The following is a 14,863-nucleotide window of genomic DNA, read 5'->3' as shown; positions in this document are numbered from 1 at the left end:
CATGAAGACCCAGAGGACACCCAAGGCCGGCCCGAAGGCAGGCAAGAACGAGAAGGCTCGCACCTCGTCCCGCGCAGCGGCGGGCAAGCCGAAGAAGGCCGGCCGCCGCCCGGTGCGCGACGCCGGCCGTGCGCCCGTCGACGCCTCTCCGCGCGCACGTGCCGCCGACCGGAGCAGGCCCGCCCCGCGCACCACACCGATCCAGCGGCTCACCGACACCCCGGCCCGGCCGAAGACCGCGAGCCAGGCCAAGGCCCGCGCGAAGGCTCGGAAGGCCAAGGCGCCCAAGATCGTCCGGCCGCCGCTGCGGGAGCGCCTCCTCGTTCGCCTCGCGTCGATCGATCTCAACCCGCGCCGGCTCGTCGCCCGGGTCCCGTTCGTGGTCCTCATCATCGGCTGCCTGGGCCTGGGATTGGGCGTCACGCTGTGGCTCTCCACCGACGCGGCCGAACGGTCGTATCAGCTGGGCCATGCCCGCCAGATCAATCAGGCCCTGCTGCAGCAGAAGGAAGCGCTCGAGCGCGATGTGCTGCAGGCGCAGGCGGCGCCCGCACTGGCCGAGGCCGCCCGCAATCTCGGCATGATCCCGTCCCGCGACACGGCCCACCTGGTGCAGGACGCCTCGGGCAACTGGGTCGTCGTCGGCACCCCCAAGCCTGCCGAGGGCGTACCGCCGCCCCCGCTCAACGCGCCGCTGCCCGAGCCGGCTCCGCCCGCGCCGCCCGCCCCGCGCGTCGTAACGCCGTCCGAGGTCCCGGTCCGGCTACCGTCGCAGACCATGCCCCTCACCGCGCCGCTGCTCCCGGGTCAGGCGCCGCTGCTCCCGGGTCAGACACCCATGCTCGCGGGCCAGGTGCCCGGCGCTCCCCAGCCGGCCGAGGTGCCGCATGCGGTCGCCGGTGCGCTGCCCGGCCCGATTCCGGCGCCCGTTGATCCGGCCGCCCCCGTCGTCCAGCCCGCCCCTGCTCCCGTCGATCCCGCCGCACCGGTGCCGGGCCCGCCGGCATGAGTCGCAAGGCGCAGCCTGCGCGACGGACCACGCGCGCGGCCGGTGCCGAACGCTCGGCCCGGTCGCGCCGGGTGCGTCAGCCCAGTCAATCCACGGCGAACAGCGGGCTGCGCAGCGCGTCCTTCGTCTTCCGGCACCGCACGGGCAACGCGGTGATCTTCCTGCTGATCGTCCTCGCCGCAGCCCAGCTGTTCACACTGCAGGTGCCGAAGGCCGACGGGCTGCGTGCCGAAGCCGCCGGGCAGCTCAAGGTCACCGACATCGATGCCGCGCTGCGGGGCTCGATCGTGGACCGCAACAGCGACAAGCTGGCCTTCACCATCGAGGCCCGCGCGCTGACGTTCCAGCCCGTGCGGGTGCGCAAGCAGTTGCAGGAGGCCTACGAGAAGGCCACCGAGAAGGCCACCGAGAACGCCAAAGCCGCGAGCAATGAGACCGGCGATGCGGGCGATGCGGTGCCGGCACCCGATGCGCGCCTGCAGCAGATCGCCGACGGTGTGGCGAAGCGTCTGGGCAACAAGCCGGACAGCGCCACCGTGCTCAAGAAGCTGCGCAGCAACGAGACGTTCGTGTACCTGGCCCGCGCGGTCGATCCCGCGATCGCCGACGCGATCACCACCGATTTCCCGGAGGTCGGCGCCGAACGTCAGGATCTGCGGCAGTATCCGGGCGGGTCGCTGGCGGCCAACATCGTCGGCGGCATCGACTGGGACGGCCACGGCTTGCTCGGCCTGGAGGACTCGCTGGACTCCGTGCTCGCCGGCACCGACGGTTCGGTCACCTACGACCGCGGCTCCGACGGCGTCGTGATCCCGGGGAGCTACCGCAACCGGCATGACGCGGTGAACGGGTCGACGGTGATGCTCACCCTGGACGACGACATCCAGTTCTACGTCCAGCAGCAGGTCCAGATGGCCAAGGAGGCCTCGGGCGCCAAGAACGTCTCCGCTGTCGTGCTCGACGCCAAAACCGGTGAGGTGCTGGCGATGTCGAACGACAACACGTTCAACCCCGCGCAGGACGTCAGCAAGCAGTCCACTCGCGAGCTGGGCAATCTGTCGGTGTCCTCGCCGTTCGAACCGGGTTCGGTCAACAAGATCATCACCGCTGCGTCGGTGATCGAGAACCACCTGTCCACCCCGGACGAGGTGTTGCAGGTTCCCGGTTCCATCGACATGGGCGGGGTCACCGTCCGCGACGCCTGGAACCACGGCACGATGCCGTACACCACCACCGGCGTGTTCGGGAAGTCCTCCAACGTGGGCACGCTCATGCTGGCGCAGCGCGTCGGGCCGCAGAAGTATGCCGAGATGCTGCGCAAGTTCGGGCTCGGTCAGCGCACCGGCGTCGGCTTGCCCGGTGAGAGTGCGGGTCTGGTTCCTCCCATAGACCAGTGGTCGGGCAGCACGTTCTCGAATCTTCCGATTGGCCAGGGTCTTTCGATGACCCTGCTGCAGATGTCGGCGATCTATCAGACCATCGCCAACGACGGGGTACGCATCCCGCCGCGCATCCTCAAGGCGACGATCGCCGCCGACGGCACCCGCACCGACGAGCCGCGGCCCGACGGCATCCGGGTGATCTCCCCGGAGACGGCGCGCACCGTGCGCGACATGTTCCGCGCGGTGGTGCAGCGCGATCCGATGGGGATCCAGCAGGGCACCGGTCCCGCCGCGGCGGTCGAGGGATACCAGATCGCCGGCAAGACCGGCACCGCCCAGCAGATCAACCCGGCCTGCGGCTGCTACTACGACAACGTCTACTGGATCACGTTCGCCGGCATGGCCCCGGCCGACGATCCGCGCTATGTGGTGGGCGTGATGATGGACGCGCCGCACCGGGCCGCCGACGGCTCGCCAGGGTCCTCGGCCGCGCCGCTGTTCCACAACATCGCCTCGTGGTTGCTGCAGCGGGAGAACGTGCCGCTGTCCAAGGATCCCGGAGCGCCGCTGACCCTCCAGGCGGGGTGACGCTCGCGGGCGGCCACGGCCTGGATGCGGGGCTGGGTACTGTGGCATGGCCATGAATCTGCGCCCCCATCACCCCGAAGGCCTGTCGCTGGAGGACGTGGCCCGGCTGATCTCCGCCGTGCACGCCGAGGTCGAGCCGCTCCCGCAGGTGCATCTGACGGGAGTGACGCTTCGGGGCCAGGACGCCCAGCCGGGTGACCTGTTCGCTGCCCTTCCGGGTGCGCGCTCTCACGGGGCCCGCTACGCCGCCGACGCGGTGGCGCGGGGTGCTGTGGCGGTGCTGACCGATCACGACGGGCTGGCTGAACTCTCGGCCGCCGGTGGGGTCGGTGTGCCGGTGCTGCTGCACGCGCACCCGCGCACGGTGCTCGGCGAGGCGGCCGCCGCGGTCTACGGCCATCCGTCGCGTCGGCTGCGTGTCATCGGCGTCACGGGTACCTCCGGCAAGACCACCACCACCTACCTGATCGAGGCCGGTCTGCGCGCGGCCGAGCGGGTGGCCGGGTTGATCGGCACCGTCGGGGTGCGCATCGACGGCCGCCCCGAGGCAGGCAGCCTGACCACTCCCGAGGCGCCCGACCTGCAGGCGCTGTTCGCGGTCATGCTCGAACGCGGGGTCGACACGGTGGTGATGGAGGTGTCCAGCCACGCGCTGACGCTGGGCCGGGTGGACGGCACGGCGTTCGCCGTCGGCGGTTTCACCAATCTGTCGCGGGACCATCTCGACTTCCATCCCACGATGGAGGACTACTTCGACGCCAAGGCCAAGCTGTTCGATCCCGCCTCGCCGACGCATGCCGCGCAAGCGGTGATCTGCGTCGACGACGAATGGGGTCGCGCGATGGCGCGTCGCGCCGACACCGCGGTCACCGTCGCGGTCGAGGGCACCGCCGACTGGACGGTCGAGCAGGTCCGCTCACAAGGTGACGGGGTGCAGGATTTCGTGGCGATCGACCCCGCGGGGGTGCACCACGGCATCGAGATCGGCCTGCCGGGCCGCTACAACATCGCCAACGCGGCGTTGGCGCTGGCGTTGCTCGATGCGGTGGGGGTCTCGCCCGAGCAGGCGGTGCCCGGTCTGCGGGCGGCGACGGTGCCGGGCCGGTTGGAAAAGGTGGACCGCGGGCAGCCGTTCCTGGCGGTCGTCGACTATGCGCACAAACCGGGAGCACTGAAGGCTGTGCTGGACACGCTGCGCAGCCAGTGCACCGGCCGGGTCGCCGTGGTGTTCGGTGCCGGCGGAAACCGGGATGCCGGCAAGAGAGGGCCGATGGGGGAGGTCGCCGCGGAACTGGCCGACCTGGTGGTGGTCACCGACGACAATCCGCGCGACGAGGAGCCGGCCGAGATCCGGGCCGCGATCGTGGCCGGTGCGCGGGGCGCGCAGGACAACCGTGCCGAGGTGGTCGAGATCGGGGAGCGCCGCGCTGCCATCGACCATGCGGTGTCATGGGCACGCGAGGGCGATGTGGTGCTGATCGCCGGTAAGGGCCATGAGACGGGCCAGACCAGCCGGGGTGTCACCCGGCCGTTCGACGACCGCGCCGAGCTCGGCGCCGCGCTCGACGCGCTGACCGCGGAGACGGAGAGCCGATGATCGATCTGTCGCTGGCCCAGATCGCCGAGATCGTGGGTGGCCGGCTCGCCGATGTGAGCGCCGAGGAGGCGGCGGCCCTGCGCGTCACCGGAACGGTCGAATTCGATTCGCGCGCAGTCGGTCCGGGCAGCCTGTTCCTCGCGCTGCCGGGTGCGCGGTCCGACGGGCACGACTTCGCGGCGGCGGCGGTCGACGCGGGCGCGGTCGGGGTGCTCGCCGCACGCCCGGTCGGGGTGCCCGCGGTCGTGGTGGACCCGGTCGCCGCCGAGGACGGTGCGGCCGGCGTGCTCGAGCACGACACCGACGGCTCCGGCGCGGCGGTGCTGGCGGCTCTGGCGAAGCTGGCGGCTGCGGTGGCCACCGAGCTGGCCGCCGGTGGCCTGACGATCATCGGGATCACCGGCTCCTCGGGCAAGACATCGACCAAGGACCTGATCGCCGCGGTCCTCGCCCCGCTGGGCGAGGTGATCGCCCCGCCCGGGTCGTTCAACAACGAGCTCGGTCACCCCTGGACGGTGTTGCGGGCGACCGCCGACACCGATTTCCTCGTCCTGGAGATGTCGGCGCGGCACCGCGGCAACATCGCCGCGCTCGCGCGGATCGCGCGGCCGTCGATCGCTGCGGTGCTGAACGTCGGCACCGCCCACCTCGGCGAGTTCGGCTCCCGCGAGGCGATCGCAGAGACCAAATCCGAACTGCCGCAGTCGGTTCCGGCATCCGGGGTGGTGATCCTCAACGCCGACGACTCGGTGGTGGCGAAGATGGCCGAGGTGACAGAGGCGCGGGTCGTGCGCGTCGGGCGGTCCGCATCCGAGCGCGACGTGTGGGCCGATGACGTGAGGCTGGACGAGCTGGCGCGCCCGGAATTCACGCTGCACACCGCCGACGGGCAGATCGGGGTGTCGCTGTCGGTACACGGTGACCATCAGGTCTCCAACGCGCTGTGCGCGGCCGCCGTCGCGCTCGAGTGTGGCGCCACGCTGGAGCAGATCGCCGACGCGTTGGCCAACGCCGGACCGGTGTCGCGGCAGCGGATGGCCGTCACCACCCGCGCCGACGGCGTGACGATCATCAACGACGCCTACAACGCCAACCCCGACTCGATGAGCGCGGGCCTCAAGGCGCTGGCGTGGATGGGCCGTGAGGGGCGCACCTGGGCGGTGCTCGGCGAGATGGGCGAACTTGGCGAGGACTCGATTACCGAGCACGACCGCATCGGTCGGTTGGCCGTGCGCTTAGATGTCTCTCGACTCGTTGTCGTCGGAACCGGGAGGCCTATGAGCGCCATGCTGAACGGGGCCGTGATGGAGGGCTCCTGGGGTTCGGAGGCCACGCCGGTCGCCGACGCCGATGCCGCACTGGAGCTGTTGCGTGCGGAACTGCAGCCCGGCGACGTCGTGCTGGTCAAGGCGTCCAATGCCGCCGGCCTCGGCGTGGTCGCCGACGCGCTGATCGCCGAGGACGGCGCATGAGGCAGATCCTGATCGCGGTCGGGATCGCTCTGGCGGTGTCGATCCTGCTCACCCCGGTGCTGATCCGGCTGTTCACCCGGCAGGGTTTCGGCCACGAGATCCGCGAGGACGGCCCGCCCAGCCACGCCAAGAAGCGGGGCACCCCGTCGATGGGGGGCGTGGCGATCGTCGCCGGCATCTGGGCCAGCTACTTCGGCACGCATCTTGTCGGGGTGGTGATCGACGGCAAGGGGCCATCGGCGTCCGGGCTGCTCGTGCTCGGACTGGCCACTGCGCTCGGCGTCGTGGGGTTCACCGACGACCTCATCAAGCTGCGCCGGGCCCGCAACCTGGGGCTCAACAAGACCGCCAAGACCGTCGGCATCCTCGTCGCCGCGGTGCTGTTCGGTGTGTTGGCGCTGCAGTTCCGCAACGCCGACGGGCTGACCCCTGGCAGTGCCGAGCTGTCCTACGTGCGCGAAATCGCGACCGTCACGCTGGCGCCGTCGATCTTCGTGCTGTTTTGCGTGGTGGTGGTCAGCGCCTGGTCCAACGCGGTGAACTTCACCGACGGCCTGGACGGGCTGGCCGCCGGCGCGATGGCGATGGTGTGCGCCGCCTATGTGCTGATCACGTTCTGGCAGTTCCGCAACGCGTGCGCCACCAGCCCCGGCCTCGGCTGCTACAACGTCCGGGATCCGTTGGATCTGGCGATCATCGCCGCGGCCACCGCCGGCGCCTGCATCGGCTTCCTGTGGTGGAACGCCGCGCCGGCCAAGATCTTCATGGGTGACACGGGGTCGCTCGCGCTGGGCGGCGTCATCGCCGGACTGTCGGTGACCAGCCGCACCGAGATGCTCGCCGTGGTGCTCGGCGCGCTGTTCGTCGCCGAGGTCACCTCGGTGGTGGTGCAGATCATGGCGTTCCGCACCACCGGGCGGCGCGTGTTCCGGATGGCGCCGTTCCACCACCATTTCGAGCTGGTGGGGTGGGCGGAGACCACGGTGATCATCCGGTTCTGGCTGCTGACCGCGATCGCCTGCGGCCTCGGGGTGGCGCTGTTCTACAGCGAGTGGCTCACGACCGTCGGTGCGTGACGTGAGCGACGTGATCGCGCCCGGCGCCGCCGTGCTGGTCGTCGGGGCCGGGATCACCGGACGGGCGGTGCTGGCCGCGCTGACCCCGCTGGGCGCGCGGGCCACCCTGACCGACGACAGCCCCTCGGCGCTGACGGCCTACGCCCAACAGGGTGGCGCGGTGATCGACCCGGCGGGTGCCGCCGCGACGATCGCCGGGTTCGACCTCGTCGTCGTGAGCCCCGGTATCCCGCCCGATGGCGCGGTGCCCACCGCCGCCGCGGCGGCCGGCGTGCCGGTGTGGGGGGACGTGGAGCTGGCCTGGCGGCTGGACCGGGCCGGGCACTACGGGCCGCCGAAGACGTGGCTGGTGGTGACCGGGACGAACGGAAAGACCACGACGACGTCGATGCTGCACGCGATGCTGTGCGCGGCGGGCCGACGCGCGGCGCTGTGCGGCAACATCGGCGAACCCGTGCTGGCCGTGCTGGACCAGCCGGTCGACGTGCTGGCCGTCGAGCTGTCGAGCTTCCAGCTGCACTGGGCGCCGTCGGTGCACCCGGACGCCGGCGCGGTGCTCAACGTGGCCGAGGACCATCTGGACTGGCACGGTTCGCTCGATGCGTACGCGGCGGACAAGGCCCGTGCGCTGACGGGCCCGATCGCGGTGGGCGGCGTGAACGATCCGACCGCGGCTGCGCTGCTGGCCGATTGCGCCGCACCGACCCGGGTCGGCTTCCGGCTCGGCGAGCCGGGCCCCGGCGAGCTGGGCGTGGTCGACGGCCGGCTGATCGACAACGCGTTCGCCGATGGGCTGGTGCTGGCCGAAACGGCAGGGGTTCCGGTGGCAGGTCCGGTGGGTGTGCTCAATGCGCTGGCAGCCGCCGCGCTGGCGCGTGCCGTCGGGGTGCCCGCCGATGCGGTGGCGGGTGCGCTCGAGTCGTTCGCGGTGGGCCGGCACCGGGCCGAGGTGGTCGCCGCTGCCGACGGGGTGACCTACGTCGACGATTCGAAGGCCACCAACCCGCATGCCGCCCGCGCATCGATCAGCGCGTACCCGCGGGTGGTGTGGGTCGCGGGCGGTCTGCTGAAGGGCGCGTCCGTCGATGATCTGCTGGTCGCGGTGGCGAACCGCCTGGTCGGCGTCGTCCTGCTGGGCCGCGACCGGGCGGTCGTGGCCGAGGCGCTCGCACGACACGCACCGGATGTCCCCGTCGTCGAGGTGCTGACGGGGGAGGATTCTGGGGTGGTTGAGAAAGCTGTGACAGGTGTGACTCACGCTCGGGCGGGTGACGGTCCGGTGGCCGACGCCGTCATGGCGGCCGTCGTCGACGCTGCACGCGGCCTCGCCGGGCCCGGCGACACGGTGCTGCTGGCACCGGCAGGCGCCTCCTTCGACCAGTTCCGCAGCTACGGGCACCGGGGCGACACGTTCGCCGCGGCCGTACGCGCAGCGATCCGGTAGCGGTCACCGATGAGCACGATCCTCGCCCGGCTGCGCCACCGGCGCGCCAACCCCGCGGCCGATGACGCCGGGGCCGCGCTGCCGGCCCTGACCTCGTCGTCGAAGTCGTCCTCACATGACTCCGGCGGCGCCGCGACCGCCCCGCGCACCCGTGTCGGGGCCTGGCTCGACCGACCGATGACGTCGTTCCACCTGATCATCGCCGTCACCGCGCTGCTCCTGACGATGGGCCTGACGATGGTGCTGTCGGCGTCCGGCGTCTACTCCTACGACATGGACGGCTCGCCGTGGGCGGTCTTCGGCAAGCAGGTGCTGTGGACGTCGATCGGCCTGCTCGCGTTCTACATCGCGATGCGTACGCCGGTCGCGCTCATGCGCCGCTTCGCGTTCAGCAGCTTCGCGTTCACGATCGTGCTGCTGGTGCTGGTCCTCATCCCCGGGATCGGCAAGGAGGCCAACGGTTCGCGCGGCTGGTTCGTGATCGCCGGGTTCTCCATGCAGCCGTCGGAACTGGCCAAGATCGCGATGGCGGTGTGGGGCGCGCACCTGCTGGCGGCGCGCCGCATGGAGCAGGCCTCGCTGAAAGAGATGCTGGTGCCCCTGGTGCCGGCCGCGGTGATCGCGCTCGCCCTGGTGGTGGCCCAGCCCGACCTCGGGCAGACGGTGTCGATGGGCGTCATCCTGCTCGGTCTGCTCTGGTACGCCGGTCTTCCGCTGCGCGTGTTCCTCACCTCGCTGGGCGCGGTGGTGGTCTCGGGTGCGATCCTGTCGGTCTCGGTCGGCTACCGGTCGGCGCGCGTGCAGGCCTGGCTCAACCCGGGCGCCGACGCGCAGGGCATGGGGTACCAGTCCCGGCAGGCCCGGTTCGCGCTCGCCAACGGCGGTGTCTTCGGTGACGGTCTGGGTCAGGGCACGGCCAAGTGGAACTACCTGCCCAATGCCCACAACGACTTCATCTTCGCGATCGTCGGCGAGGAACTCGGGTTCATCGGGGCTGCCGGGCTGCTGTGCCTGTTCGGGCTCTTCGCCTACACCGGCATGCGCATCGCCCGGCGGTCCGCCGATCCCTTCCTGCGGCTGCTCACCGCGACCGCCACGCTGTGGGTGCTCTCGCAGGTCTTCATCAACGTCGGCTACGTCGTCGGCCTGCTCCCGGTCACCGGGTTGCAGCTGCCGTTGATCTCCGCCGGCGGTACCTCGACGGCCACCACGCTGCTGATGATCGGGATCATGGCCAACGCCGCGCGTCACGAACCGCAGGCGGTCGCCGCGCTGCGCGCCGGCCGCGACAACCGAGTGAACCGGCTGCTGCGCCTCCCGCTGCCCGCCCCGTACGTGCCGACCCGCGCGGAGGCGGTGCGTGACCGGCTGAAGACCCGCTCGAACCGGGCCGCCACGGTCGACACCAAAGCCAAGCCCGCGCGGTCGCGTTCGGGCAAGCGCCCGGTGCGCTCGGCCACCCCACCCGTCGGATATGGTGCTGGCCAGCGCAATCAGGGCCGACGGGCCCGCACACTGGAAGGTCAACGTCACGGGTGAGCGGTATCTCGGTCGTTCTCGCCGGTGGAGGCACGGCCGGTCACGTCGAACCCGCGATGGCCGTCGCCGATGCGCTCACCGCGCTCGACCCGAACGTCCGGATCACCGCGTTGGGTACGGCACGCGGCCTGGAGACCCGGCTGGTCCCTGAGCGTGGCTACCGGCTCGAGCTGATCACCCCGGTGCCGCTGCCCCGCAAGCCGTCGCCCGATCTGGCGCGGCTGCCGTTGCGCGTGCGCCAGGCGGTCCGGCAGACCCGGGCGATCTTCGACGACGTCGCGGCCGATGTCGTCGTCGGCTTCGGCGGCTACGTCGCCGTCCCGGCCTATCTCGCGGCGCGCAGCGTGCGTCCGGGACGGCGTATCCCGGTCGTCGTGCACGAGGCCAACGCGAGCGCGGGCTGGGCCAACAGGGTCGGCGTCCGCTCGGCGGCCCGTGTCCTCGCCGCGGTGCCCGACCCGGGGCTGGGCCCCGTCGAGGTCGTCGGGGTGCCGGTCCGCGACACCATCACCTCGCTGGATCGCGCGGCCGTGCGTGCGCAGGCGCGCGCGTTCTTCGGCTTCTCCGACGACGACACGGTGCTGCTGGTCTTCGGGGGCTCGCAGGGCGCCCAGTCGTTGAACCGCGCGGTGGCCGGGGCTGCGGAAGCTCTTGCCCACCAGGGGATTGCGGTGCTGCACGCGCACGGACCGAAGAACACGCTCGAACTACCGGCCCCGGCGCCCGGGGCTCCGCCGTATGTCGCGGTGCCGTACCTCGACCGGATGGATCTGGCGTATGCGGCCGCCGACCTGGCGATCTGCCGCTCGGGGGCGATGACGGTCGCCGAGGTCAGCGCGGTCGGCCTGCCTGCCGTGTACGTTCCGCTGCCGATCGGCAACGGGGAGCAGCGGCTCAACGCGCTGCCCGTGGTGACCGCCGGTGGCGGACTGCTGGTCGAGGACCGCGAGCTCACCCCGGATCTGGTCGCCACGACGGTGGCCGGCCTGCTCACCGACCGGACCCGGCTGGCCGCGATGACGGCGGCGGCGAAACTGGCGGGTCACCCGGACGCAGCGCGGAGGGTCGCCGAGGTCGCACTCGAGGTGGCCTCGGCAGGGCTCGGGCGGGCACGGCGATGAGCTCCGAGCAGCTGCCCGCCGAGCTGGCGCGGGTGCACATGGTGGGCATCGGTGGGGCCGGCATGTCGGGCATCGCACGGATTCTGCTGGACCGCGGCGGCCTGGTGTCCGGGTCGGACGCCAAGGAGTCGCGCGCGGTGGTGGCGTTGAAAGCGCGCGGCGCCCAGGTGCGCATCGGGCACGACGCGTCGGCCCTGGACATGCTGCCGGGCGGCCCGACCGCGGTGGTCACCACGCACGCCGCGATTCCGAAGACCAACCCGGAGCTGGTCGAGGCCCGCAGGCGCGGGATTCCGATCATCCTGCGCCCCGCCGTGCTGGCCGAGCTGATGGCCGGGGACACGACGCTGATGGTGACCGGTACCGCCGGGAAGACGACGACGACGTCGATGCTCATCGTGGCGTTGCAGCACTGCGGATTCGATCCGTCGTTCGCCGTCGGCGGCGACCTCGGCGAGCCCGGCACCAACGCCCACCACGGCAGCGGCGCCTATTTCGTCGCCGAGGCCGACGAGAGCGACGGCTCGCTGGTGCAGTATCGGCCCGATATCGCCGTGGTCACCAACATCGAGGCAGACCACCTGGACTTCTTCGGGTCCGAAGAGGCCTACGTCGCGGTCTTCGACGCGTTCGCCGAACGGTTACGCCCCGGCGGGGCGGTGGTGGTCTGCACCGATGATCACGGTGCCGCGGCGTTCGCCGAACGCACTGAGGCGCTGGGCATTCGGGTGCTGCGCTACGGCTCGGGAACTACCGACGACCTGGCCGGGGCACTGCTGGAGTGGCAGCAGCGCGGCACGGGCGCGGTGGCCACGGTGGCGCTGGCGGGGGAGAGCGGGCCGCGGACCATGCGGCTGTCCGTACCGGGCAGGCACATGGCCCTCAACGCGCTGGCCGCCCTGCTGGCCGCCACGCACGTGGGTGCCGACCCCGACCAGGTTCTCGATGCACTCGCCGAATTCGAAGGTGTGCGGCGGCGTTTCGAGCTCGTGGGCACCGCGGCCGGGGTGCGCGTCTTCGACGACTACGCCCACCACCCGACCAAGGTGACGGCGGCGCTCACCGCGGTGCGTGCGCTGGTGGACGAGGCCGGCGGCCGCTCGGTGGTGGTGTTCCAGCCCCACTTGTATTCGCGTACAGCCACTTTCGCACGCGAGTTCGGTGAGGCGCTGAGCCTCGCCGACGAGGTGTTCGTGCTCGACGTGTACGCCGCCAGGGAGCAACCCCTGGCCGGGATCAGCGGCGCGACGATCGCCGAGCACGTCACCGTGCCGGTGCACTACCTGCCCGACTTCTCCACCGTCGCAGCGGCGGTGGCTGCGGCCGCCCGGCCCGGCGACGTCGTCGTCACCATGGGCGCGGGTGACGTGACGCTGCTGGGTAACGAGATCCTGGCCGAACTGCGATGACCGAGCCGACCGACGACGAACCCGCCACGCCCGAACCCGCCGACGTCGAGGGACCGCGCCGGCGCGCCCGCCGTGAGCGCGAGGAGCGTCGCGCGGCGCAGGCGCGGGCCACGGCCATCGAGGAGGCCCGCCGCGAGGCGAAACGGCGCACGCTCACCGCGTCGCCGGCCGAGACCACCACGTTGGGCCGCGGCACCGTCCGCGGGCTCAAGCTGCTGCTGTGGAGCGCCGGCGTCGCGGTGGTGGTCGTCGGCATCGGCCTGTTGCTGTACTTCACGCCCATCATGTCGGCGCGCGACATCGTCGTCGTCGGGTTGGGCGCGGTGACCCAGGACGAGGTCGTCGCGGCGGCCGGGGTGCCGCCGGGCAGGCCGCTGCTGCAGGTCGACACCGACGCGGTGGCCGAGAAGGTCGCCGAGATCCGCCGGGTCGCCAGCGTCCGGGTGCAGCGGGAGTATCCGTCGACGCTGCGGATCACCGTGGTCGAGCGCGTGCCGGTGGTCGTCCGTGACTATCCCGACGGGGTGCACCTGTTCGACAGGGACGGCGTGGACTTCGCGACGGGTCCGCCCCCGCCGGGCATCCCGTATCTCGACGTCGAGAACCCCGGGCCCGACGATCCGGCCACCAAGGCAGCGCTCGAGGTGGTGACGTCGTTGCGTCCGGAGGTGGCCGCCCAGGTCGGCCGGGTGTCGGCACCGTCGGTCGCCGCGATCACGCTGACGCTGATCGACGGGCGCACCGTGGTGTGGGGGACCACCGACCGCACCGAGGAGAAGGCCCTCAAACTCGGGGCGCTGCTCACCCAGCCCGGCAAGACCTACGACGTGTCGTCGCCGGACCTGCCCACGGTCAAGTGACGCCGGCGGCGAAAATTCGTTTCCGACACGCGGCGCGCCTGCTCGGCATGTGCGTGACCCGGCCCTACCGTTCTGCATGTACGGAACAACTTGACATAACTCTAAGCCTCTAGTTGAGATTGAGGGTTTGTCGCAGCGGTTATCCGTGTCAGGACAGACGACAAGGGCAGGAAAGGGCGATGCGATGACCCCCCCGCATAACTACCTCGCTGTGATCAAGGTGGTCGGCATCGGTGGTGGCGGCGTCAACGCCGTCAACCGGATGATCGAGCAGGGTCTCAAGGGCGTCGAGTTCATTGCGATCAACACCGACGCGCAAGCGCTGTTGATGAGCGATGCCGACGTGAAACTCGACGTCGGGCGCGATTCGACGCGCGGACTCGGCGCGGGGGCGGACCCCGAGGTCGGCCGCAAGGCCGCCGAGGACGCCAAGGACGACATCGAGGAGCTGCTGCGCGGCGCCGACATGGTGTTCGTCACCGCGGGTGAGGGCGGCGGTACCGGCACCGGCGGCGCGCCCGTGGTCGCCTCGATCGCCCGCAAGCTCGGCGCGCTGACCGTCGGTGTGGTGACCCGTCCCTTCTCCTTCGAGGGCAAGCGGCGCAGCAACCAGGCAGCCGACGGCATCCAGTCGCTGCGGGAGAGCTGCGACACGCTCATCGTGATCCCCAACGACCGGCTGCTGCAGATGGGCGACGCTGCGGTCTCGCTGATGGATGCGTTCCGCAGCGCCGATGAGGTGCTGCTCAACGGTGTGCAGGGCATCACCGACCTGATCACCACCCCCGGTCTGATCAACGTCGACTTCGCCGACGTCAAGGGTGTGATGAGCTCCGCGGGCACGGCCCTGATGGGCATCGGTTCGGCTCGCGGTGACGGCCGCGCGCTCAAGGCCGCGGAGATCGCGATCAACTCCCCGCTCCTCGAGGCATCGATGGAAGGCGCCCAGGGCGTGCTGCTGTCGGTTGCCGGTGGCAGCGATCTGGGCCTCTTCGAGATCAACGAAGCGGCCTCGCTCGTGCAGGAAGCCGCCCACCCCGACGCGAACATCATCTTCGGCACGGTCATCGACGACTCGCTGGGCGACGAGGTGCGTGTCACGGTCATCGCCGCGGGCTTCGACGCCGCCGGCCCGGGCCGCAAGCCCGTCACCGGTGAGACGGCCGCCGCGGCAGCGGCCCAGCCGATCGCACCGGGCAAGGCGGGCCGCGTCGGTTCGTCGCTGTTCGACACGGCCGATCCGGCGAGTGTCCCCGCGGCGCACACCAACGGCGCGACGGTGCGCATCGGCGGCGGCGATGACGGCATCTCCGACGACGATGTCGACGTGCCGCCGTTCATGCGTCACTGACCCGACGTACGTTTC

General features: G+C 71.4%; 11 protein-coding genes. All 11 read left to right on the top strand.

Features of this window, described 5'->3' with window-relative positions:
• Nucleotide 1 precedes the first annotated feature (1 nt).
• The 11 genes from ftsL to ftsZ all read left to right on the top strand — a co-directional run bounded on the left by ftsL (nucleotide 2) and on the right by ftsZ (nucleotide 14,848).
• On the top strand, nucleotides 2-1,009 hold the full coding sequence (gene ftsL / locus ACZ50N_RS15555) for a cell division protein FtsL (RefSeq protein WP_277242737.1): 1,008 nt from the start codon (nucleotides 2-4) through the stop codon (nucleotides 1,007-1,009).
• Nucleotides 1,006-2,979: a peptidoglycan D,D-transpeptidase FtsI family protein gene (locus ACZ50N_RS15550; protein WP_464473236.1), complete on the top strand. Its 1,974-nt coding sequence runs from the start codon at nucleotides 1,006-1,008 to the stop codon at nucleotides 2,977-2,979. The genes ftsL and ACZ50N_RS15550 overlap by 4 nt, the downstream gene beginning before the upstream one ends.
• A 52-nt stretch (nucleotides 2,980-3,031) precedes the next feature.
• Nucleotides 3,032-4,576, top strand: a complete 1,545-nt coding sequence (locus ACZ50N_RS15545) for a UDP-N-acetylmuramoyl-L-alanyl-D-glutamate--2,6-diaminopimelate ligase (protein ID WP_464473235.1) — start codon at nucleotides 3,032-3,034, stop codon at nucleotides 4,574-4,576.
• Nucleotides 4,573-6,048, top strand: coding sequence for a UDP-N-acetylmuramoyl-tripeptide--D-alanyl-D-alanine ligase (locus ACZ50N_RS15540; protein WP_464473234.1), 1,476 nt, complete (start codon nucleotides 4,573-4,575; stop codon nucleotides 6,046-6,048). The genes ACZ50N_RS15545 and ACZ50N_RS15540 overlap by 4 nt, the downstream gene beginning before the upstream one ends.
• Nucleotides 6,045-7,124 (top strand): phospho-N-acetylmuramoyl-pentapeptide-transferase, encoded by a 1,080-nt coding sequence (gene mraY / locus ACZ50N_RS15535; protein WP_046366717.1) that lies wholly within the window; start codon nucleotides 6,045-6,047, stop codon nucleotides 7,122-7,124. The genes ACZ50N_RS15540 and mraY overlap by 4 nt, the downstream gene beginning before the upstream one ends.
• Nucleotide 7,125: 1 nt before the next feature.
• A complete protein-coding gene (murD, locus tag ACZ50N_RS15530) occupies nucleotides 7,126-8,568 on the top strand; it encodes a UDP-N-acetylmuramoyl-L-alanine--D-glutamate ligase (RefSeq protein ID WP_464473233.1) in 1,443 nt (480 codons plus the stop codon).
• A 9-nt stretch (nucleotides 8,569-8,577) separates the two neighbouring features.
• Nucleotides 8,578-10,107, top strand: coding sequence for a putative lipid II flippase FtsW (gene ftsW, locus ACZ50N_RS15525; protein WP_464473232.1), 1,530 nt, complete (start codon nucleotides 8,578-8,580; stop codon nucleotides 10,105-10,107).
• Entirely contained in the window at nucleotides 10,104-11,228 is a 1,125-nt protein-coding gene (gene murG, locus ACZ50N_RS15520; RefSeq protein ID WP_464473231.1) for an undecaprenyldiphospho-muramoylpentapeptide beta-N-acetylglucosaminyltransferase, read from the top strand. Before ftsW ends, murG begins: the two co-directional genes overlap by 4 nt.
• Nucleotides 11,225-12,637 (top strand): UDP-N-acetylmuramate--L-alanine ligase, encoded by a 1,413-nt coding sequence (gene murC, locus ACZ50N_RS15515; protein ID WP_464473230.1) that lies wholly within the window; start codon nucleotides 11,225-11,227, stop codon nucleotides 12,635-12,637. Before murG ends, murC begins: the two co-directional genes overlap by 4 nt.
• Nucleotides 12,634-13,497, top strand: a complete 864-nt coding sequence (locus tag ACZ50N_RS15510) for a cell division protein FtsQ/DivIB (protein WP_464473229.1) — start codon at nucleotides 12,634-12,636, stop codon at nucleotides 13,495-13,497. Before murC ends, ACZ50N_RS15510 begins: the two co-directional genes overlap by 4 nt.
• Before the next feature lie 184 nt (nucleotides 13,498-13,681).
• Entirely contained in the window at nucleotides 13,682-14,848 is a 1,167-nt protein-coding gene (ftsZ, locus tag ACZ50N_RS15505; protein ID WP_464473228.1) for a cell division protein FtsZ, read from the top strand.
• The last annotated feature ends 15 nt before the right edge of the window (nucleotides 14,849-14,863 follow it).

The organism is Mycolicibacterium obuense, assembly GCF_055397605.1.
The sequence above is the reverse complement of the archived record's forward strand: the minus strand, read 5'-3'. Positions and strand labels throughout refer to the sequence as shown.